We start from the raw sequence: 22585 nt of genomic DNA on the forward strand, positions 1-22585 counted from the left end.
CTCACCGTACGGTGGGGGCATGTCGACTCTCCTCGAGCACACCCACGTCCCGGTAGGTCCGCTCACCTTCGACGTGACGGTCGGTGGCCCCACCGACGGCGACGCCGTCCTCCTTCTCCACGGATACCCGGAAAGTGCGGCGTCGTGGTCACGGGTCGCGACCATCCTGAACGACGCGGGCCTGCGGACCTACGCGCCGAATCAGCGCGGCTATTCGCGCGGTGCGCGCCCCGATGGCGTCGAGTCCTACCGGATCGACCACCTCGTTGCAGACGTCGTGGGGCTGCTCGACGCCCTCGACCTCGACACGGTGCACCTCGTCGGCCACGACTGGGGATCCGTGGTGGCGTGGTGCGTGGCGGCCCGCCACCCGGATCGCCTCACGTCTCTGACCACGGTATCGGTTCCCCATCCCGCGGCCTTCGGCTGGGCACTACGCCAGGACGCCGACCAGCAACAGCGATCGTCTTATATCGATTTCCTGCGGACGGAGGGCAAGGCCGAGCACGTTCTCCTCCGCGACGACGCCCAGCGGCTGCGCGCGGTGTTCGCGGACGTCGTGAGCTCCGAACTCGTCGACGAGCATGTCGGACTTCTGAGTGAACCGGGCGCGCTGACCGCCGCCCTGAACTGGTATAGAGCGATGACGAAGGACTTCGAGTCCACCCCGGTCGTCACGGTCCCCACGACGTACGTCTGGAGCACGGGCGACCTCATGCTCGGTCGTGCGGGTGCCGAGCGGTGCGGCGAGTTCGTCGATGCGCCGTACGAATTCGTCGTGCTCGACGATGCCACGCACTGGATCCCGGAACAGCGCCCGGGCGCCCTCGCGGATGCGATCCTCGCGCGCACCGCAGCCGCACCGAACTGAAATCCGCTCTTCACCTCGACGGGGCGTCCGTTCTGGTTTGATGACACTACTCGTCTCGTGCACCCTGGGAGGGCACCATGAGTGGCATCGCAATCCTTCTGGTCGGCGCCGTTCTGTGCTTCGCCGGTGTCGGTTCACAACACGTCGCCGTTATCGCCGCGGGATTCGGCCTCGGCTGGCTCCTGGCCGACCTGCTGTCGCTGTCGCTCGGGACGACGTTCCTGGTCGCGGCGATCGGTGCGGTAGTGGTGTGGGTGGCCACGACCCTGATCTTCAAGTTCGCCGCATTCTTCATCGGGATCATCGCGGGCGCGGTGATCGGAGCGAAGCTCAGTCGTGTTCTGCAACCCGACGACGCCGGCTGGCTCCTCAGTGGGGTCGTGATCGTCGCACTCGCCGTCGCGTGTGGATTCCTCGCCGACCGGTACCGGGCGCGGGCGTTGTTGTGGCTCACCGCGGTCGGCGGCGCCAGCATGGTGCTGACCGGGCTCGGCCTAGCTATCCCTCCGCTGGGTTTCTTGGAGGATCCGAACGAGGGCAGCCAGCAGTTCTTCGCCACGCTGATCTGGATCGTCGTGGCGGCGGCGGGCTGGCTGACACAGCGACGGCTGTTCCCGGACAAGCTCCGGATCGATGACAATCGCGCGCGGCGCTAGTCGCGCTCGGGCGCCTTCACCATCGTCAGCGCGGCGAGCCCGATCGCGAGCACGATCACCAGGCCGATGATCCCCGCCCGATCCGCCGCGAACCACCAGGCGAACAATCCGAAGAGGGTGGGCGAGAGGAACGAGACCGCGCGACCGGTGGTCGCGTACAGACCGAACATCTGCCCCTCCCGGCCGGGTGGTGTGATCCGGGCCAGGAATGTGCGCGCCGACGACTGCGCGGGACCGACGAACAGGCACAGCAGCAGCCCGAAGATCCAGAACATGGCCGGTCCGGAGACGGCCGTCAGTACGACGCCGACGACGATCATCGCGATCAGGGACGTCATGATGACGGTCTTGGGTCCGATCCGGTCGTCGAACCGGCCGGCGGTGAGCGCGCCGAGCGCGGAGACGACGTTGGCCGCGACGCCGAACAGCAGCACGTCGCCCGCGCTGATGCCGTAGACGTTGACGGCGAGGACGGCGCCGAACGTGAAGACACCGGCCAGCCCGTCACGGAACAGCGCACTCGCCACCAGGAAGTACACGGTGCGCCGGTCGGCGACCCAGAGGTCGCGCAGATCGCGCCACAGCACCCGGTACGACTCGACGAAGCCGGCCTTGTCGGCACCCGGATCCACGTGCGGGCGGGGTAGCTCGGGGACCTTCAACAGGACGGGGATCGCGAAGATCGCGAACCAGACGGCGGCGAGCAGCGCCACCATCCGGATATTCAGTCCGCCGTCGGTGGTGAGCCCGAGGAATCCCCGGTTGTCGCCGTCACCGGAGATGAATCCGAAGTAGCACAGCAGCAGCAGCACGATCCCGCCGAAATAGCCCATCGCCCAGCCGAACCCGGACACCCGGCCGATGTTCGCCGGCGTCGACACCTGCCTGAGCATCGCGTTGTACGGGACGCCGGCCAGTTCGAAGATCACCGAACCCGCGGCCAGCAGCACCAGTCCGAGCCACAGGTACTGGTACGAGTCGCGGACGAAGAACATCGCCGCCATGCACCCGACCGTCGCGAACGTGAGGACGCCGAGCGCCCACTTGCGTCGTCCGGCGGCGTCGAATCGCTGACCGGTGACGGGGGCGAGCACGGCGATGAGGAAACCGGCGATGCCGAGCGACCATCCCAGCCACGTGCTCGCGGAGATCGACCCCGGCAGGTCGTCCCCCACGGCGTCCGTCAGGTACACGGAGAAGACGAACGTGAGGATCACGGCGTTGAAGGCGGCCGATCCCCAGTCCCACAGCCCCCACGCGACAACCTGTCTGCGCGTCGCGGCCTCGCCGATCCCGGCCGGCGGACGAACGTCGGTGCTCATGCCCGCGAGCCTATGCGAGCGAACGGGAAGTTCGTACGGTCTGACGCGACGAGCGTCCCGTTCGCACGGAACAACTAAGTGTGCACTCAGTTGCATACGCACCTCGTTGCATACATACTTCGGTTCGTGGCACTCGAACATGCGCTCCTCGTCTCCCTGACCGAGCACTCCGGCTCGGGCTACGAATTGGCGCGCCGGTTCGACAAATCCATCGGCTTCTTCCAGAGCGCCACCCACCAGCAGATCTACCGCGTCCTCAAACGCATGGACGAGTCGGGATGGGTCGATGCCGAGGTCGTGGCGCAGGTCGGCAGACCCGACAAGAAGGTGTACCGGGTCAGCGCAGCCGGGCGCGCGGAACTCGAGCGCTGGATCGCCGAACCGACCGAGCCCAACCACCTGCGCAACGAGCTGGCAGTGAAGATCCGCGCTGCTCAGCACGGTGACATCGCCGCACTCACCGCCGAGGTCGCTCGCCACCGCGACGGCCACGCCGCCCGGCTCGAGGTCTACCGCATGATCGAAAAACGTGACTTCCCCGCACCGGCCCAGCTCTCCGGGGCAGCCCTGCACCAGTACCTCGTCCTGCGCGGCGGAATCCGCGTCGAAGAGGGATTCGCCGACTGGTGCCAAGAAGTACTCGACGCGCTCGCACAGTAAGGACACGCCGCCAATGACACAGTTCCCGCAGCTCCTCGCTCCCCTCGACCTCGGTTTCACGACGCTGAAGAACCGGGTGATCATGGGCTCCATCCACACCGGGCTCGAAGATCGCGCCAAAGACGTTCCCCGTCTGGCCGAGTACTTCGCCGAGCGCGCCCGCGGAGGTGTCGCGCTGATCGTCACCGGCGGATACGCGCCCAACCGGACGGGCTGGCTGCTGCCGTTCGGCGCCAAGCTCACCAACCGTGTCGAGGCACGCAGGCACCGCGCGATCACGAAGGCGGTGCACGACGAGGGCGGCAAGATCGCCCTGCAGATACTGCACGCCGGCCGGTACAGCTACCAGCCGTTCAGCGTCTCCGCCTCGTCGATCAAGGCCCCGATCAACCCGTTCCGGCCCCGCAAACTCACCGGCCGCGGCGTGCGCTGGCAGATCCGCAACTTCGTCCGCTGCGCCCGGCTCGCGCAGCAGGCGAACTACGACGGCGTCGAGATCATGGGCGGCGAGGGCTACTTCATCAACCAGTTCCTGTGCGAGCGCACCAACAAGCGCACCGACAAATGGGGCGGCACTCCCGAGAACCGCAGGCGGATGGCCGTCGAGATCGTCCGCCGCACTCGCAAGGCGGTGGGCCCGAACTTCATCATCATCTTCCGCCTGTCGATGGCCGACCTCGTCGAGGGCGGTCAGACGTGGGACGAGATCGTTGCGCTGGCACAGGAAGTGGAGGCCGCGGGCGCGACCATCATCAACACCGACATCGGCTGGCACGAATCCCGTGTTCCGACGATCGTGACCTCGGTACCGCGGGCCGCGTTCGCCGACATCACCGGCAAGCTCGAGAAGCACGTGAGCATTCCCGTGGCCGCGTCGAACCGGATCAACATGCCGGAGGTCGCCGAGGAAATCCTGACCCGCGGTGACGCGCAGCTCATCTCGATGGCGCGCCCGATGCTCGCCGATCCCGACTGGGTGCGCAAAGCCGAAGCGGGCACCCCCGACGAGATCAACACGTGCATCGCGTGCAACCAGGCCTGCCTCGACCACGCCTTCGTCCGCAAGCACGTGTCGTGCCTGCTGAATCCCCGTGCAGGCCGGGAGACGGAACTGACACTCTCCCCCACCCGGGCCGCGAAGCGTGTCGCCGTCGTAGGCGCCGGACCGGCCGGACTGTCGGCGGCACTGGGCCTGGCACAGCGCGGCCACTCGGTGACCCTGTTCGAGGCGGATTCGGAGATCGGCGGCCAGTTCGGCATCGCCCGCAAGATCCCCGGCAAGGAGGAGTTCGCGGAGACGATCCGGTATTACAACCGCCAGCTTCCGCTCGCCGGTGTCGACGTCCGGCTCGACAGCCGCGTCACCGCGACCGAGTTGGTCGGCGAGTACGACGAGGTGATCGTCGCGACCGGGGTGACGCCGCGCGTTCCGTCCATTCCGGGTATCGACCACCCGAAGGTGCTCACGTATCCGGAGGTCGTGCGGGGCGGCAAGCCCGTCGGGCAGTCGGTCGCGGTGATCGGAGCCGGCGGGATCGGCGTCGACGTCAGCGAGTTCCTCACCCACGAGCACTCCCCGACGCTCGACCTGAAGGAGTGGAAGCAGGAGTGGGGTGTCACCGAACCCGAGGCCGCGGCGGGCGCCCTCACCACACCCATCCCCGAACCGTCGCCGCGTGAGGTGTACCTGCTGCAGCGCAAGAGCGGCCGGATCGGCGCCGGACTCGCGAAGACCACGGGCTGGGTTCACCGGGCAGCGCTGAAGAACAAGGGCGTGCAGGAACTGTCCGGGGTCAACTACGAGCGCATCGACGACGACGGCCTGCACATCACGTTCGGCGCCAAACGCGAGAAGCCCCGCACCCTCGCCGTCGACAACGTCGTGATCTGCGCAGGTCAGGAATCGGTGCGTGACCTCGTCGACGAACTGACCGTCGCCGGCGTCACCACCCACGTCATCGGGGGCGCCGACGTCGCCGCCGAACTCGACGCCAAACGGGCCATCGAGCAGGGCACCCGGCTCGCCGCGCGCATCTGACGCACTACGCTGCTGATCGTGAGCTTGCCGAACCCCACTCCCAGTGCCCGCGCCGTCGTGACCGGCGCCTCGTCCGGAATCGGCGAGGCGCTGGCCACCGACCTGGCCTCCCGGGGCCACTCCCTGATCCTCGTCGCGCGCCGCGGCGAGGTGATGGAGTCACTCGCCGGGACCCTGCGTGACGAGTACGGCGTCGAGGTCGACGTGCGCGCGTGCGATCTGTCGGATCGCGACGCGCGGGCCACCCTCGTCACCGAACTGTCCGGACGTGAGATCAGCGTCCTGTGCAACAACGCGGGCATCGCCACGTTCGGCCCGGTCGCCGGACTCGATCCGGCGTACGAGCGGGCCCAGGTGGAACTCAACGCCGTTGCGGTGCACGACCTCACCCTCGCGGTGTTGCCCGGGATGCTCGAACGCAAGTCCGGCGCCATCCTCATGGTCGGCTCCGCGGCAGGCAACATGCCCATCCCCCACAACGCCACCTACGCGGCCAGCAAGGCGTTCGTCAACACCTTCTCCGAGTCGCTGCGCGGCGAACTCAAGGGAACGGGAGTGAACGTCACGCTGCTCGCACCCGGCCCGGTCCGCACCGAGGAGCCCGATCCGGCGGACGCGTCGATCGTGGACAGGCTGGTGCCCGACTTCCTGTGGATCTCCAGCGAATACACCGCCAAGGTGTCGCTCGACGGTCTGGCCGACAACAAGATGCGCGTCGTGCCCGGCATCATCAGCAAGGCGATGTCCGTTGCCGGGCAGTACAGCCCGCGCGCCGTGGTCGCCCCGATCGTCGGAACGTTCTACAAGAAGCTGGGCAGCTAGACACTGGCGTGCAGCGGGTTTCACCGCCTGCGACGTTTACCCGTCCCGAAGATGCTGCGGGAGATTTCGCGGCCGGCGGCCGACGCGGCCGAGCGGAGGAAGCTCTTCACCGCGGAGTTCCCGAGAATCTGTTCGGCCATGTTCGGACCCTCCGGCTGTGCGGGCGGTGGTGTCGGCAGGTCGGGCAGCGGGGGCAGGTCGAGACCTGGTTCCGCGGCCGGGGCTCCGGCGACCTTGGCCGTCAGCTTCTCGTACGCCGATTCCCGGTCGACGGTCTGCCCGTACTTCGCCGACAGCGGGCTCGACGACGCCGCGGCCGTGATCGCGTCGGTGCCGATGGTGTCCATCAGCGAGCGGGGAGGCCGAATCCTCGTCCACGCCACCGGCGTCGGTGCGCCCCGTTCCGACAGGACCGTGACGATCGCCTCACCGATGCCCAGTGAGGTGAGAGCCTTCTCGAGGTCGTAGTTCTCGGTGGTCGGGTACGTCCGTACCGTTTTCGTGAGCGCCTTCTGATCGTCGGGAGTGAAGGCGCGCAGCGCGTGCTGGATCCGCGCACCGAGCTGCGACAACACCGCATTCGGGACGTCCGTCGGCAACTGGGTGCAGAAGAAGACCCCCACACCCTTCGAGCGGATGAGCTTCACGGTCTGTTCCACCTGTTGCAGGAACGCCTTCGACGCGTCCGCGAAGAGCAGGTGCGCCTCGTCGAAGATGAAGACGAGCTTGGGTTTGTCGAGATCGCCTTCCTCGGGCAACGTCTGGAACAGGTCGGCCAGCACCCACATCAGGAAGGTGGTAAACAATGCCGGTCGCGCGGCCTGGGCGCCCAACTCGAACAACGTGATCACGCCCTTGCCGTCGATCACCCGGAGCAGATCCTCGGTCTCGAGCTCGGGCTCCCCGAAGAACGTGTCGCCGCCGTCGGCTTCGAGATTGACGAGGGCCCTGAGGATCACGCCGGCCGTGGCCGGGGACACGCCTCCGATGCCCTTCAGATCGGCCTTGCCCTCGTCGCTGGTGAGATGCGCGATGACCGATCGCAAATCCAACAGGTCGAGAAGCGCAAGCCCCTGAACGTCGGCCCAGTGGAAGATCAGCCCCAGCGTGGACTCCTGAGTCTCGTTGAGCCCGAGAACCTTGGCGAGCAGGATCGGCCCGAACGCCGTGATGGTCGCGCGGACGGGAATGCCCAGACCTTCCGTTCCCAGCGAGAGGAATTCGACCGGGGACGCCGCCGGCCGCCACTCGCCGTCACCCGTCTCGGACGCCCGGGTGGTGATCTTGTCGCCCGCCTCACCCGGCTGCGACAGGCCCGACAGGTCGCCCTTCACGTCGGCCATCACCACGGGAACCCCTGCAGCCGACAACTGCTCGGCAATACCCTGCAGCGTCTTCGTCTTTCCCGTCCCGGTGGCGCCGGCGACGAGTCCGTGCCGGTTGACCGTCGCGAGGGGGATACGCACCCGGGCCGCCGAATCCACGACGCCGTCGAGAACCACCGTTCCCAGCTCGAGAGCCGCACCCTCCGAGGAGTATCCGGCCGCGATGTCCGCGGCGGCACCGGAGGAGGCGGCGACGCCTGCGGGAGCACGGTTCTCCGCGGCCTCCGCGTCCCGGGCTTCCTTCTCGGCCTCCTCTGCCGCTGCCGCAGCCTCCGCCGCGATCCTGGCCGCCTCGGCGGCCGCCGCCCTCGCCGCCGCCGCCCTCTCCGCCGGGGTCGAGGTCGCGTCGCCGTCCTGCGATTGCCGGGTCATCCAAGCCCTCCTCGGATCACGCACGTCGGGAGAAAGTGTCCACCGCAGACATTATCCCGTCACTCACGTGACTACTGTGTTCCTGGTGCAGGACAAACTTGTGTGGATCGACTGTGAAATGACCGGGCTCCGGCTCGGCACCGACAAGCTGATCGAGATCGCAGCTCTGGTCACGGACAGCGAGCTGAACGTGCTCGGTGAGGGTGTCGACATCGTCATCCACGCCGACGACGACGCGCTCGCGGCCATGCCCGACGTGGTGACCAAGATGCACGAGAACTCGGGGCTGACCGACGAGGTCCGGAAGTCCACGGTCACGCTCGCCGAGGCCGAGCAGCAGGTGCTCGCCTACATCCGCGAGCACGTGCCGGTCGCCGGGACGGCGCCGCTCGCAGGCAACTCGATCGCTACCGACCGCGGATTCATCGCCCGCGACATGCCGGACCTCGACACCTACCTGCACTACCGGATGATCGACGTCAGCTCCATCAAGGAACTGTCCCGACGCTGGTACCCGCGGATCTACTTCGGTCAGCCCGAAAAGGGTCTCGCCCACCGCGCCCTGGCCGACATCAGGGAGTCGATCCGGGAACTGAAGTACTACCGGAAGACGGCGTTCGTGCCCGAGCCCGGACCGTCTACCAGCGACATCGCCGCAGTTGTCGAGGAACTCGGGCCCGCCTGAGATACCGATTGGCTTCTCGGGCACCGGACGCGCTAGTATCTTCCTCGCCGAAGTTACTGCCCCCGGGCGGTGCCTGGAGCACATGGTGAGTGTAGTTCAGTTGGTAGAGCACCAGGTTGTGATCCTGGCTGTCGCGGGTTCGAGTCCCGTCACTCACCCCATACGGAAAGCCCCCGGCCTCGGCCGGGGGCTTTCCTCTTTGCGATTGGTCTGACGCCTGCCGTCAGGCGTTGGCGTTGCCCGCCTTCCACACATCCCACGGGATGTTCCAGTCACCGAGGCCGTCCGTGCCCGACAGCGTGCCGCCCAGCGTGTTCTTGACGATCACGATGTCGCCGCGCTTCGTGTTGTCGTACACCCACTTCGCGTTGGACGGGCTCAGGTTCAGGCAGCCGTGGCTCGCGTTCGAGTAGCCCTGCTGCCCCACCGACCACGGCGCCGAGTGGAAGAAGATGCCGCTGTAGGACATTCGCGTCGCCCAGTCGACGGGCGTCTTGTATCCCTGCGGGGAGTTGACCGGCACACCGTAGGTGGACGAGTCCATGACGAGGTTCGCGAACCGGTCGCCGATGATGTAGACGCCGTTGTCGGTGGGCGTGTCGTCCTTACCCATCGACGTGGGCATCGTCATGATCACTTCGCCGTTGCGCTCGAACGTCACCTGCTTGGTGTTGTCGTCCGCCGTCGCGATCAGGGCGTCGCCGATGGTGAAGGCCGTGTGAACATCCTCCTGGCCGAACAGTCCGTCACCGAGATCGCGCCCGTACACGGCGACCTTGACGTCCACGGCCGTGCCGGGAGCCCAGTAGCTCTGCGGACGCCACCGCACCTCACGGTTGTTCACCCAGTAGAACGCGCCCTCGACGGGCGGATTCGTCGTGACCGTGATGCCGGCCTCCGCGGCCTTGCGGTCGGGAATGTTCTCGTCGAACTGGACCGCGATCGGCTGACCGATGCCCACCACGTCACCCTCCGACGGCATCACGTACGGCTTGGTGACGTTGCCGGGCGCGCTGGTCGTGAACGCCGACGTCGAAGTGGTGCCGCCGCCGAGTCCGTTCGCCTTCACCTCGAGCCGGTACTCCTTGTCGTAGCCCAGCGGCTCCGTGTTGACCCAGGACAACCCGTCGGGGGCGATGGCGCCGTCGACCGGCTCGCCCTCCGGGTTGAGCATGGTGACCGCCGCCAGCGTGCCGTCGGCCACAGTCACCGTCACCGGCTGTCCGGGCGAGAATCCCACCGCACCATCGACGGCCGACGCCGTCAGCTTCGGCTTGATGAGTTCGGTGACCGGATTGGAATCGATCGGCGCCTCACCTTCCGACGTGACGCTGTCGGCACCGGAGACGGTGCACCCTGCGATCGATATTGCGAATACGAGTGATGCCGCCACAATCGTCGCCGTCTTCGAGACGGATCTCACCGATTGCGCACGCACGCGCCCGCCACGCCCCACACCCATGGATAACCCCACTTCACGTCCTCGCTCCGAATTCACGTTCAAGCCGGCACGTCCCTCGCCTTCGCAAGACGAATCAGCACGTCGAGACCGTGTGGTCTTCAATGATGCCAGCCACTGGAGAGCGGTTCCAACCAAGCGCCGAGCCGCTCAATAACGTTCGAATATCAATCGTGACCAGCGGCGCTCTTGTTACGCGCCACCGTGTGGATGGGGTCGCCACGGGCAGTCGCCACCAGGCGATTTGCATTCTCGAGAAGCGACCCGCTAATGTTCTGTCTCGCAAGAGCGAGCGCCTATAGCTCAGTTGGTAGAGCAAGTGACTCTTAATCACTGGGTCCGGGGTTCGAGTCCCTGTGGGCGCACTTGCACGAAGGCCCCCATCCTCTCACGAGGATGGGGGCCTTTCTCGTGTCACGATCTCACCGCACCGAGTGGGCGGCCGGATGACGAACGGGCCGCCGGAACGTGAAGTCACTGCGAACTTCACATCCGACGGCCCGTCACTGACGAGGGTTGTTCAGCGCAACGCTTTGCGGAGCACCAGGAGCCCTGCCACCGCACCCACGGCGATCAGTCCGTACTTGACCGCCGGCTCGTTCAGCTTCGCGATCAGCGTGCGCTTCGTGCTCTCCACGAGACGCTTCGGGTTGGTGCGGACCGTCAATTCGTCGAGAGTGCTCGCGAGCTGATTGCGCGCGTTCTCGATCTCACGCTCGATGCTCTCGGTGTCCCTGGGCACGTGTCCTCCAACTTGTTCGACTGGTTCGATCAGCGAGAGCGACGCTACCGCGACGATCCCACACTTGCGTCAACCGTAGACGAGAACTCCCGACCTGCGACTCCGTCTCCCCCGATCGCGCTTCGGGCCACGTCCACCCCGTCCCGGTAGCCTGACTTCTCGTGACCGACAACAACAGACTCGCCCCCGGAGACACCGCACCCGCCTTCACGCTGCCCGACGCCGACGGCAACGATGTGTCGCTCGCCGACTACCGCGGCCGCAAGGTCGTCGTGTATTTCTACCCGGCGGCGAGCACGCCGGGCTGCACCAAACAGGCCTGCGACTTCCGCGACAACCTCGCCGACCTGAACGGCGCAGGCCTCGACGTGATCGGCATCTCACCCGACAAGCCGGCGAAGCTGGCCAAGTTCCGTGACAACGAGGAACTGACGTTCCCTCTGCTATCCGATCCCGACAAGGCCACACTCGAGGCGTGGGGCGCGTTCGGCGAGAAGAAGATGTACGGCAAGACGGTGCAGGGTGTCATCCGCTCCACGTTCCTCGTCGACGAGGACGGGAAGATCGAAGTGGCCCAGTACAACGTCCGCGCCACCGGCCACGTCGCGAAACTGCGGCGAGACCTGTCCGTCTGATCGACGCGACGGGCGGCTGCGTGTCGTCGGCCGCCCGTCACCGGCGTTGTGGTGGGTCGGAATGCAGCCGTCGGCTACTTGTGGGCGATCACATCGTTCACACCGAAACGGCGCGAGCAGTCTCCTCGCCCAGGTGAAACCCGACGCGTCACCGGGAGGGATCTTCGGAATCCGGACGAAAGACGGATAGCCTGGGGCGGTGGAGTCTTCAGTCAGCAAGCAAGCGCCGCGCCGAGTGGACCCGGCGTTGGAGCTGCAGTCGGACCCGCAGGAACTACTGCCCCGCAGACGTCCGACCCAGGAACGTAGTCGCCGGAAGTTCGACGCGCTGCTCACGGCATCGCGGGAGTTGCTGGTGGACGTGGGATTCGAATCGTTCACGTGCGAGGAGGTCGCCGCACGCGCGGACGTCCCGATCGGCACCCTCTACCAGTTCTTCGCGAACAAGTACGTGATCGTCTGCGAACTCAACCGGCAGGACCTCGTCGGCGTCCAGCACGAGATCGCCCAGTTCAACGGTGAGGTCCCGTCCCTCGACTGGCTGCGGTTCCTCAATTCCTTCGTCGACCACATGGCAGGCCTGTGGACATCCGACCCGTCGAGGCGCGAGGTGTGGCTGGCGATGCAGTCGACGCCCTCGACCCGCGCCACCGGCGCCATCCACGAGAAGGCGTTCGCGGAGCAGGTGTCACGGATGCTCGCGCCCCTCACCCCGCGGACGTCGCGGGAGCGGCGCACGATGATGGCCGAGGTGCTCGTCCACGTCGTGTACTCGATGCTGAACTTCTCCGTGCAGGACAATCAGAGCCACGCGGACGCCGTCGCCGAACTCAAACGGCTGATGGTGGCATACCTGCTGGTCGCCGAGAAGGAATCGCGCTCCACCTAGCCGTTACGCGCCTGTGCGCCCTTCCGGTTGCCGGAGCTACCAGAAAGGCGCACGGGCGCCGGAGGCGCCTACACGGACTCGATGACGGCGAACGCGCCCGCCATGTCTCCGTCGTGTGTGAGGGAGATGTGAATCTTCACGTCGGTCAGATGCTTGGCGACGTCTCCGCGTAAGCGGATACTCGGCCGTCCCCACGCATCCGTCACCACCTCGATCAGGTGGTGGATCATCTCGGGCAGCACCGGCGGGCTGGCGAAGAGAGACGTGGACCAGGCCTTGATCACTGCCTCCTTCGCAGCCCACCGGGCGGCGAAATGTCTAGCCGGATCGGAGCTCCGGGTCACGGCGTCCCGACGCTCGCCCGGTGTGAAGTTGTCGAGCATTGCCGTCCCTGGCCGGTCCAGCTGCTCGGCGAACTCCGACACCGTCACGAGATCGAAGCCGATCCCCAGAACTCCCATCCGTCGTTCCTACTTGCAGCCGGGCAGACCCGAGCTGTACACGTCGTCCGCTCCGAGGCGCGCGGCCTCGGTGAGCAGGACGTCCGCCTCGAGCTGACGGGACGCTGCGGCCGGGACACTGTCGCCGCCGAAGCGACGATCCGCCGGACGCTCGTACAGGCTGCCGCCTCCGACCATGGCCTTCGCCAGACGACGCTGACCCTCGACGGTGCGCTTGCGTGCCTGCTCGAGGTACGCCTCACGCTTGTCGGCCGGGATGGCCTCGACGAACGCCTGCGAGTGCACGACGGCGATCAGTCCGGAGACGTGACCGAAGCCCAGGCTCGTGAGCAGACCGGCCTTCAGGGGGAACTGCTCACCGAATCGGAGCGGCTCCCGAGCCCACACGAGGTGTTCGAACTCGGCCATCTTCTCGTCGACGCAATCGAGGCTGCGGTTCGGCGGGACGACACCTTGATCCAGCACCTGGCAGAGACCGATCAGCTGGAATGCTGCGGCACCACCCTTGGAGTGTCCGGTGAGGCTCTTCTGCGAGACCACGAACAGCGGCGCACCTTCGCTGCGGCCGAGTGCCCCGGCGAGGCGCTCGTGCAGCTCCGCCTCGTTGGGATCGTTGGCCGCGGTGGACGTGTCGTGCTTGGAGATCACCGAGATGTCGTCGGCGCTGACACCGAGCTTGCCGAGGGACTGGGCGAGCTGCGAATCCGCTCCCCCACGACCTGCACCGAGCGCACCGATTCCGGGAGCCGGGATCGATGTGTGGACACCATCCGCGAACGAGCTGGCGTAGGCAACCACACCGAGGACGGGCAGACCCATCTCGAGTGCCACGTCACCGCGAGCGAGGAGGATGGTGCCACCGCCGGCCGACTCTACGAACCCGCCGCGTCGACGATCGTTGGCCCGCGAGAAGCGGCGATCCTCGATGCCCTTGGCGCGCATGTCGTCGGTCTTGGCAGTGGCAGACATGTCACCGAATCCGATGATGCCTTCCGTGCCGAGGTCGTCGTAGCCACCGGCAACGACCAGCTGCGCCTTGCCGAGCTTGATCTTGTCGACGCCCTCTTCGACGGACACCGCAGCCGTGGCGCACGCCGCAACCGGGTGGACCATGGCGCCGTAACCGCCGACGTAGGACTGGACCACGTGCGCCGCAATCACATTCGGCAGGGCTTCCTGCAGGATGTCGTTCGGCCGGTTCTCGCCGAGCAGCGTGTCGATGTACAGCGACCTCATGGAGGTCATGCCGCCCATGCCGGTGCCCTGGGTGTTGGCGACCAGCGAGGGGTGCACCCACCGCAGCAGTTCGCTGGGCGTGAACCCACCGGTGAGGAACGCGTCCACCGTGGCGACGATGTTCCACAGGCCCACGCGGTCGACGGAATCGGCCATGTCGGCGGGGATGCCCCACTTGGTGACGTCGAATCCGGTCGGGATCTGACCACCCACGCTGCGCGTGAGCTTCATCTTGCGGGGGACGCGGATCTCGGTGCCCGCACGGCGGGTGACCTGCCAGTCACCGCTGTCCGGAACCGGCGCCGCGACCGTGTTCTCCGGGTCGGCCTCGACGAAGGCCAGTGCCTCCGCCTCGGTGCTGACCACGAAGCTCAGGTCCTTGTCGAGGAAGACCGACGTGAGGAGCGGTGCGGTGTTCTCGATCATCGCGCCTTCGTCCACGTAGCGGCGGATGCCGCAGCGCTCGACGACTGCGTCGTGGTACTTGTCCGCGATCTCGGCCTCCGGAACCAGTTCCCCGGTCTCGGCGTCGTACCAGCCTGCGGACGGCGTGGTCTCCCACACGACGAGTCCGGTGTTCCAGGCGAGTTCGAGAACGCCTGCCGCCGAAAGCTCTTCGTCGACCTCCATCTCGAAGCGGGTACGCGAGGAACCGAACGGTCCGAGCTCACCGGCGCCGACGATGACGACGAGGTCTTCCGGAGCCGCCGTGACGCCGGACCAAGCCGGTGCCACCGACTCGGAAACCCGCGGCGGGGCGGGCAGAGCCGCGATGGTGTCGATCTCGACTGCATCCGCATCGGCCTCGGCAGCAGCGGTCGCAGCTTCCTGAGCCTGCTTCGCCAGCGCGGGCAGGTCCAGGTTCGCCTGGGCGAGCCCACCGGTCAGATCGGCCGCGAGCGGCTCGGTGGAGGCGAGGCGACGTGCCTCGGGCTCGCACCACTGCAGCAGCTCGGTGGCCATTTCCTGGGTGGACCAGGTACGGACTCCGGCACCTTCGACAGCCTCGACCAGCGGGTCGTTGCCGCCCATGAGGCCGGTTCCGCGGACCCAGCCGATGAGAGCGTGCACCAGGGTGACGCGCTCGGCCCAGTTGCGCTCGGCCTTCCAGCGGCCGACCACAGCGTCCAGCGCGGCCTTGGCCTCGCCGTACGCACCGTCGCCACCGAACAGGCCGCGGTTCGGGGAACCGGGCAGGACCACGTGCAGGTGGGTGTCGACGTCACGGTCGTAACCGACCTTCGACAGTCCGCCGATCAGACGCTCCACCGACCACAGGAGAACGCGCATCTCCATTTCGGCGCGGGCGCCGGCGTCGGCGAGGTCGCCTGCCACGCGGGGCGCGGCGAACGGGAACAGCAGCGTCGGGGTGACCGCTTCCTTGACGAGCTTCTTCGATCCACCGGCCGTCTCGTACTGCGCTTCACCGATCCACTCGATGAGCGCGTCGATGTCCGTGTAGGACGCCATGTTCGCGGGGACCACCCACAGGGCGGCACCGGCGCGAGCATTGCGGCGGTAGAGGTCGCGGTAGAAGCCGAGACGCTTGTCGTCGAGACGCGAGGTGGTCACGAAGACCGTCGCGCCGCCGGCGAGGAGCTTGCCTGCGACCGAGGCCGCGATGGAACCCTTGCTGGCACCGGTGACGACGGCGACCTGGTCTGCCCATTCCGGGGTCTCGTCGGTGACGAGGACTGCCGCCTCCGCGATACGCCCGTACTTCTCGGCCAGAGCCGTGCGACCCTCGTCGGTTGCGCGGGCCTGCCACCATGCGGCCTGCGCCGCAACGGACTTGCCTGCACCGGCGAAGCCTTCGATCTCGAGAGACTCCACGCCTGCCGCGTCGATCCACAGACGAGCCAGATCCTCACGTGCGCTGGCCCAGCGGTCGTCGAGCAGCACCGCCCGCCTGGCGTCGAACGCGGGAGCGACCAGTCGCGGCCAGTCGGAACCGAGCTCCGCCGACACGAGGTCGACGAGTTCGGTGTCGGTCGGCTGCGCTGCCGTCGCCGCGTCGCCTGCGAAGCCGAGCTGCTCGAGCACGAGGCGGGCGGCCGAGGCCAGCACGCCGTCGCGGCCCGTGATGTGCTCGGTGAACTCGCCCAGCGCCGCGGCGTCGACGGTGCCACCGGCTCCGCCACCCGAGGACGGGAGGGAGACGCTGATCCCACGGCGCGAGGCCACTGCGGCCACTGCGCTGTCGATGACGGCGTCCACTGCGGCGCCGTCGGCGAGACCGCCGCCGGCCAGGCCACCGAGGTCACCACCACGGATGCTGGACCCGTCGCGGGTTCCGAGCGCCACCTCGGCGGTGACGTGGTACGCCCAGCCGTCGCCGAGTTCCCAGACCTTCTTCACGCGGTCCGCGATGGCCGCCGGACGACGACCCGAGGGGCCGAAGACCTTGCGGAGGTGATCGTTGATCGAGTCGGACAGCACCGGGCCGAACGGCTTGTACGTACGGGCCAGGGAGTCGACCGTGCCGGCGAGCGAACCCATGTCGGCGTCCGCGGCACCGTCGATCGCACCGAGCGAGAGCTCGGAGCCGAGGTCGACGAGCAGCTGGTTACGCCGCGAGGACACGCCGTCGCACAGCGCCTCGATCGTGTCGACGGGGCCGACCTGATCGGGACGGAGCTTGGTCCACAGGCTGATCAGGACCTTGGTGGCGTCGGCGGCCTTGAACGCGATGTCGTCGGGACGCGGTCCACCGGACGGTGCAGCGGCCGGGGCCGGAGCCGCGGCGGGTGCGGCCGATGCGGCGGGCGCCTCGGCTGCGGGTGCTGCGGGCTCGTCGTCCTCGACCGGCGCCGGATCGACGTCGGTGGAGTACACGATGGACGCTTCACGCTCGATGTTGAGGACCTCGACCGGGTAGCCGAAGCGGCCCGGCAGCTTCAGGGTCTGCGAGGCGAGGTTCGCGACGGTCGGGACGGAGCCCAGACCGATCTCCACGAACCGCTCGACACCCAGTCCACCTTCGGACTCGTCGGCGAACAGCAGATCCTGCGTCTCGATCCAGCGCACCGGGCTGGCGAACTGCCAGGCCAGGAGCTCGGTGAGGACCACGCGGGTGAGCTGGACCGGCTTCTTCGACCAGGAGTCGAAGTCCTTCAGCACCTTGTCGAGGGGCTTCGACGGCACCAGGTCGGCAATCTCCTGCACGAACTCCTTCTTCAGGGAGAACGGCTTGGGGACCAGGTTCGGGATGTAGCGCCCGATCAGGATGGCCGGGTCGATGTCCTGCGGAAGCAGTTCCTCGAGACGTCCACGGAAGTCGTCGACGCCGCCACGCAGCACCGTCGAGTGGAACGGGACGTCGATGCCCGGAACCATGATGTACGCGCGCTTGCCACCGAAAGCCTCACGGCGGATGTCGATTTCCTTCTCGAGCGCGTTGAGCCCGGCGACCGTGCCCGCGATGGCGTACTGCGAGCCACGCAGGTTCAGGTTCACGATCTGCAGGAACTCACCGGTCGCCTCGGCGACACCGGCGACGAACGCCTCGACGTCGTCGTCGGCCAGACCGATCTGCGACGGGCGGATGGCAGCCATCCGATAGTCGGAACGGCCGGCCTCGTCGCGGGGAACGAGTGCGTGCATCGCGGAACCACGCTGGAAGACCACCTCGAGAACAGCTTCGAGAGGCAGCACACCGGCGACGGCGGCGAGAGCGTTGTACTCACCGACCGAGTGGCCTGCGAGCAGGGCACCCTCGACGAAGGCACCGGATTCGCGGAGTTCGGCGACCTGGGCCACACCGAGCGTCGCCATCGCGACCTGGGTGAACTGGGTCAGGTGCAGGACACCGTCCGGGTGCTTGTGCTCGACACCACGGGCCTTGACGACCGTCGGGTTGTCGCGGACCACGGCGAGGATCGAGAAGCCGAGGGCCTTGCGGGTGTGCTTGTCGGCGCGGTCCCAGATCTCACGGGCGGCCTTGGAGCGGGCGCGGGCGTCGAGGCCCATGCCGGGACGCTGGATGCCCTGTCCGGGGAACGCGTAGACGGTCTTCGGGGCGGCGGTGCGACCCGTTGCGACCATCACCAGTTCACCGTCGATGCGGCAACCGACCTCGACGATCTCGGCGCCACGGTCCACCGCGATGCGGTCGACGCGGACGTCGATCTCGGCGCCCGGGCGAACCATGCCCAGGAAGCGTGCGGTCCAGGCGGTGAGACGACGCGGCGGCGTCTTGGTCTCGGCCGGGTCCACGGCGGTGACGACCTGCTGGGCAGCGGCGGAGAGCCACATGCCGTGCACGATCGGGCTGCCGAGGCCGGCGAGCAGTGCCGCGTTGTCGGAGGTGTGGATCGGGTTGTGGTCGCCCGACACCTGGGCGAAGGAGCCCATGTTGCGGGGAGCGACGATCGTGGTGTCGCGGCGACGACGACGCGGGGTGTCGACGGCCTCGTCACTCAGCGAGCCACCGGCGCGGGCCGGGTCGGACAGTTCGCCCTTGCCGGTGCGGCCGCGGATCGCGAAGCGCTCCGACAGGGTGACGACGGCAGGCGCGTCCAGGCCCTCGCCGAGCATGGCGCCGACCTCGACCTTGACCTCGACGACGCGGCCCAGGTCGGTGTCGAGGACCGAGGCGACCTCGGCCTTGACGACGAGAATGCTGGTCTCCGAAGGCAGTTCGCCGACGAAATCGACGCTGTGGTCCAGGTGGACCAGGTCGAGCATGCCCTCGATGACGGACAGCGAGTCTTCGGTCTTGGCAGCACCGAGCACGGCGAACACGGCCGGCCAGCAAGCGCCGACGACCACGTCCGGGACGGCCTTGCCGCTGACGCTCAGCGTCGTGGGCAGACCCGAGCCGGTGACACCGGCGTGGTCGGCAACCAGGTCGGGCGTCCAGGCGAGGTTGAGGCGTGCGACACCGTTCTTGACGGCGGGCAGTTCCTGACCGGCCGCGACCGCGAGGAGTGCGGTCATCGACTTCTCGGCGTCGGCCTCGGTGACCACGGGAGCGCCACCGTCCGCGACGGACCCGGGAACGGTGATGGTGATCTGGACGGACTTGGCTGCCACCAGCGGGACCGTGAGGAGCACCTGCTGGTCGTCGATGACGGACAGCTCGGCACCGGTGGTCTCGTGCACCGCGAGGGTGTCGGACTCGATCGACCACTTGTCGAGGTCACCGAGCCGGCGAACCGGGTTCAGGGTGAGGCGCGAGGCCCACTGGATGTCGGGAGCCGACAGGACGGTGTCGAGGAGGCCGCGGGCAATGTCCGCGTGACGGCGAGCGGGCAGCGACAGCGGCGCGACACCGGCCGTGACCAGCTCGTCGTACGTGGCCTTCTCGAAGCGGTCGAGCAGCTCGCCGACAGGCTCGTCGACGCGCGTGATGCCGGCGACGGCGACGGTGCCGGGGATGACGCAGACCTGGTCGGCCGTGTAGCGAGGATCGTGTGCCTGCCACAGCGAGTCGGAACGCCACCAGCGGCGGACGTCACCGTCGACGACGGGCACGAAGTTGACCGGCTTGCCGGGGGTCTTGCACAGCGAGACGAAGAACGAGACGTCCGCGGGGTGCAGAACCGTGGTGGCGTAGTCAGGGTACTGCGCCTGCAGGGCGCAGACGGCCGCCTCGGGACGCTCGAGAATCGCGTCGTCGGCGAACAGGGTGGGGATGGGGCCACGGTCGACCGGGTGCAGACGCGACTCGGTGCGCTGCAGCATCTCACCGAAGCGCGCACGCCAGGTGATGTCGAGCCACGGGCTCGAGGTGGCCTCGGTGATGGCGTCCTGGAGGTCGGTGCCGCAGTCGAATGCCTTCGCTGCGTCGATACCGACGGCCAGCTCGAGGTAGCGGCGCAGCCACTGCTCGTACGTCATGGTCGCGACGTCGCCGAAGTACGGCTTCGCCGTGATGTTCAGTGCCTCGATGATCTCGTCGCGACGCTCGGCGACGGCGTCGGCGTCACCGGCGACCTCGTCGAGCAGACGGCCGGTGCGGGACGCGGCGTTGTCGATCTCGTGGATGTCGGCGCCGAGCTGGCTGCGGCCGGAGGCCATGCCGCCCTCGGCGGTGCCTGCTCCGACCCAGTCCGGAGTACCGGGGGTGTCGACGAGGAGCTGCTTCACCTCGGCAGAGGTGGTCGCCTCGAGGGTGGCCATGGCGGCGGTGCCGACCAGGATGCCGTCCAGCGGCATGGCCGGGAAGCCGTGTGCAACGGACCAGCGGCCGGTCAGGTAGTCGGCAGCCTGCTCGGGCGTGCCGATGCCGCCACCGACGCACAGGACCAGGTTCGGCCGGGTGCGCAGCTCGGCGTAGGTGTCGAGGAGCAGGTCGTCCAGGTCTTCCCACGAGTGGTGACCACCGGCGCGGCCGCCCTCGATGTGGGCGATGACGGGGAACGAGGGAACCTCGTTGGCGATGCGGATGACCGAGCGGATCTGCGCGACCGTGCCCGGCTTGAACGCGACGTAGCTGAAGCCCGCGTCGGTGAGGTCGCCGATGATCGAGACGGCGTCCTCGAGTTCGGGGATACCGGCGGTGACGACGACACCGTCGAACGGGGCACCCGCGGCGCGGGCCTTCGGCACGAGGCGCTTGCCACCGACGTGGAGCTTCCACAGGTAGGGGTCGAGGAACATCGAGTTGAACTGCACGGCGCGGCCCGGCTCGAGCAGCCCGGTGAGCTTCTCGACGTTGTCGGCGAAGATCTGCTCGGTGACCTGGCCACCGCCGGCGAGCTCGGCCCAGTGGCCTGCGTTCGCTGCTGCGGCGACGATCGTCGGGTCGACCGTGGTCGGGGTCATGCCTGCGAGCAGGATCGGCGAACGACCGGTCAGCTTCGTGAACGCGGTCTCCACGCCGATGCGGCCGCCCGGCAGCGACACCGGCTTCGGGAGGAACTCGGTCCACGCGGCGGGAACCTCGGGGGTTGCGCCCGGGGTGAGGAGGTTGCGGTGACCGCCACGGGTCGCGGCGGCAACGATGCCGACGCCCTGGCCGCGGACACTGGCCGACGTCATGCGGGTGAGGAGGTCACCGGGTCCGAGGTCGAGGATCCACGCGGCACCGGCTTTGAGGGTGCTGTCGACGGCGGCGACCCAGTCGACGGGATCGACGAGGCAGGCGCTCGTGAGAGCGCGGGCCTTCTCCTCGTCGAGACCGCAGCGCACGGCCCACTGGCCGACGATGTCGATCGTCTCCGCGAGTGCGGGGTGGTGGAAGCCGATCTCGACCGCGAGGGGCTCGAAGACGGGCGCGAAGATGGAGCCGCCACGCTTCTTGGCGTCGCGCTCACGGGCCTCGTCGGCCTCGATCTGCTCGCACCGCTGCTGGACGCGTGCCAGCTGGGCGGGCGGGCCGGACAGTACGACGCGGCGACGGGCGTTGCGGATGCCGAGGACGGCTGCACGCTCGGGCTCGAGGCCCTCCGCGAGCTCCTCGACGATCTGACGGAGTCGTTCCGGGTCGACGTTGGAGACAGCGAGCATCGGGGTGGAGTCGGCGGCGGCGATCACTCCGCGACGACGGCCGACGAGGCCGGCAGCCGCACCGATGAGCTGAGCGAGGGCGAGGAGTTCGCCGTCCTTCTGACCCGAGGAGGCAACGGCCTCCGCGGCGAGGAGTCCCTGGGAGTGGCCGATCACCGACACGGGAGCCGTAACCGCGGGATCGAGGCCCTGAGCTGCCAGCGCACGCAGCGCTGCGATCTGGGTGAGGAAGACGCCGGGGAGAGACACCGCCGCCGAGGTGAGCGCTGCCGCGGAGGGACCGGCCGCCTGGGCGCCGTCCTCTTCGTCGGCGAGTTCCTGCTCGAGGATCCAGGCGATGGGGTCGAATCCGACCGGGCGCACGACGAGGAGTTCCTGCGCCACGGGGGCCAGGTAGTCGGCCGCGTCGTTGACGATCGTGGTGAGTGCCGGCTCGAGTCCGTTGTCGCGGCTCAGTTCCTCCAGCGAGCTCAGCCAGGGCGCACCCTGACCACCGAAGGCGAGCGCGTACGGCTCACCTCCGAGCAGACGATCCACGAGGGTGCCCTTGCTCGACGACCGAGTGTCGTCCCGGTCTACGCCGATGCGCCGCGAACCCTTCGAGTTTTTTCCGTTTCCTGCGGGTGTCGTGTCGTCAATCGTCACGCGTATGTCCTCTCCTGGTCCCCTCTGGGGGGAGGTGGGGATAGTGTCTGCCGCCCTCGGCATCGTGTGCCAGCTGTATCGGCTCTGATCAGCTCTTCCGGGCTGTTCAAGGTTGACACAGAATCATGAGGATTTCCTCACGTTCACGAGCCGTCGGGGTGTCACAGCCGTGCATCGGAGAAATATCGCGTGATGTCCCTCACAGATCTCCCGCGAAGTGACCGGTGAGTAGATCGCGTCCGTGCTGGACGAGGG

Annotated in this window: 14 protein-coding genes and 2 tRNA genes; 10 read left to right on the plus strand and 6 right to left on the minus strand. The window is 67.9% G+C overall.

Features of this window, described 5'->3' with window-relative positions:
* The first annotated feature begins 19 nt into the window (after positions 1-19).
* Entirely contained in the window at positions 20-871 is an 852-nt protein-coding gene (locus tag PSR88_RS07145) for an alpha/beta fold hydrolase (RefSeq protein WP_011594435.1), read from the plus strand.
* A gap of 77 nt (positions 872-948) precedes the next feature.
* A complete protein-coding gene (locus PSR88_RS07150) occupies positions 949-1527 on the plus strand; it encodes a hypothetical protein (protein ID WP_009474111.1) in 579 nt (192 codons plus the stop codon).
* Here PSR88_RS07150 and PSR88_RS07155 read toward each other — a convergent pair.
* Positions 1524-2849: an MFS transporter gene (locus tag PSR88_RS07155; RefSeq protein WP_009474112.1), complete on the minus strand. Its 1326-nt coding sequence runs from the start codon at positions 2847-2849 to the stop codon at positions 1524-1526. The genes PSR88_RS07150 and PSR88_RS07155 overlap by 4 nt on opposite strands.
* Positions 2850-2975: 126 nt before the next feature.
* Between PSR88_RS07155 and PSR88_RS07160 the strand changes: the two genes are divergently transcribed.
* The 3 genes from PSR88_RS07160 to cmrA are packed head-to-tail and all read left to right on the plus strand — an operon-like array spanning position 2976 to position 6369.
* Positions 2976-3509, plus strand: a complete 534-nt coding sequence (locus tag PSR88_RS07160) for a PadR family transcriptional regulator (RefSeq protein WP_011594436.1) — start codon at positions 2976-2978, stop codon at positions 3507-3509.
* Between the two features lie 13 nt (positions 3510-3522).
* Positions 3523-5547, plus strand: coding sequence for an NADPH-dependent 2,4-dienoyl-CoA reductase (locus PSR88_RS07165; RefSeq protein ID WP_009474114.1), 2025 nt, complete (start codon positions 3523-3525; stop codon positions 5545-5547).
* A gap of 18 nt (positions 5548-5565) precedes the next feature.
* A complete protein-coding gene (cmrA, locus tag PSR88_RS07170) occupies positions 5566-6369 on the plus strand; it encodes a mycolate reductase (protein ID WP_011594438.1) in 804 nt (267 codons plus the stop codon).
* Positions 6370-6389: 20 nt separating this feature from the next.
* Here the strand turns inward: cmrA and PSR88_RS07175 are convergent, their stop codons facing one another.
* Entirely contained in the window at positions 6390-8126 is a 1737-nt protein-coding gene (locus PSR88_RS07175; protein WP_016879912.1) for a helicase HerA-like domain-containing protein, read from the minus strand.
* 85 nt (positions 8127-8211) lie between these two features.
* Here PSR88_RS07175 and orn point away from each other — a divergent pair, with 85 nt between their 5' ends.
* Together orn and PSR88_RS07185 are read left to right on the plus strand one after the other, a co-directional pair.
* Positions 8212-8811: an oligoribonuclease gene (orn, locus tag PSR88_RS07180; RefSeq protein WP_011594440.1), complete on the plus strand. Its 600-nt coding sequence runs from the start codon at positions 8212-8214 to the stop codon at positions 8809-8811.
* A gap of 85 nt (positions 8812-8896) precedes the next feature.
* A tRNA-His gene (locus PSR88_RS07185) sits at positions 8897-8972 on the plus strand.
* 62 nt (positions 8973-9034) lie between these two features.
* On the opposite strand, the gene PSR88_RS07190 is transcribed toward PSR88_RS07185, so the two are convergent.
* On the minus strand, positions 9035-10273 hold the full coding sequence (locus PSR88_RS07190; RefSeq protein ID WP_016879910.1) for an Ig-like domain-containing protein: 1239 nt from the start codon (positions 10271-10273) through the stop codon (positions 9035-9037).
* Between the two features lie 289 nt (positions 10274-10562).
* On the opposite strand from PSR88_RS07190, the gene PSR88_RS07195 reads away from it, so the two are divergent.
* Positions 10563-10635, plus strand: a tRNA-Lys gene (locus PSR88_RS07195).
* 155 nt (positions 10636-10790) lie between these two features.
* On the opposite strand, the gene PSR88_RS07200 is transcribed toward PSR88_RS07195, so the two are convergent.
* The gene (locus PSR88_RS07200) at positions 10791-11012 is read right to left on the minus strand and encodes a DUF3618 domain-containing protein (protein ID WP_009474119.1); all 222 of its coding nucleotides are present in this window, start codon (positions 11010-11012) and stop codon (positions 10791-10793) included.
* 161 nt (positions 11013-11173) lie between these two features.
* On the opposite strand from PSR88_RS07200, the gene bcp reads away from it, so the two are divergent.
* Together bcp and PSR88_RS07210 are read left to right on the plus strand one after the other, a co-directional pair.
* The gene (gene bcp, locus PSR88_RS07205) at positions 11174-11647 is read left to right on the plus strand and encodes a thioredoxin-dependent thiol peroxidase (protein ID WP_007296587.1); all 474 of its coding nucleotides are present in this window, start codon (positions 11174-11176) and stop codon (positions 11645-11647) included.
* A gap of 199 nt (positions 11648-11846) precedes the next feature.
* Complete coding sequence (locus tag PSR88_RS07210; protein ID WP_011594442.1) at positions 11847-12536, plus strand: TetR family transcriptional regulator; 690 nt, start codon at positions 11847-11849, stop codon at positions 12534-12536.
* Positions 12537-12604: 68 nt separating this feature from the next.
* Here the strand turns inward: PSR88_RS07210 and PSR88_RS07215 are convergent, their stop codons facing one another.
* Complete coding sequence (locus PSR88_RS07215; protein ID WP_009474123.1) at positions 12605-12997, minus strand: holo-ACP synthase; 393 nt, start codon at positions 12995-12997, stop codon at positions 12605-12607.
* 9 nt (positions 12998-13006) lie between these two features.
* Positions 13007-22330 (minus strand): type I polyketide synthase, encoded by a 9324-nt coding sequence (locus PSR88_RS07220; RefSeq protein WP_016879909.1) that lies wholly within the window; start codon positions 22328-22330, stop codon positions 13007-13009.
* Between the last annotated feature and the right edge of the window lie 255 nt (positions 22331-22585).

The sequence above is a fragment of the Rhodococcus sp. DK176 genome (genome assembly GCF_038447315.2).
Taxonomy (GTDB): Bacteria; Actinomycetota; Actinomycetes; order Mycobacteriales; family Mycobacteriaceae; genus Rhodococcus_F; species Rhodococcus_F jostii_A.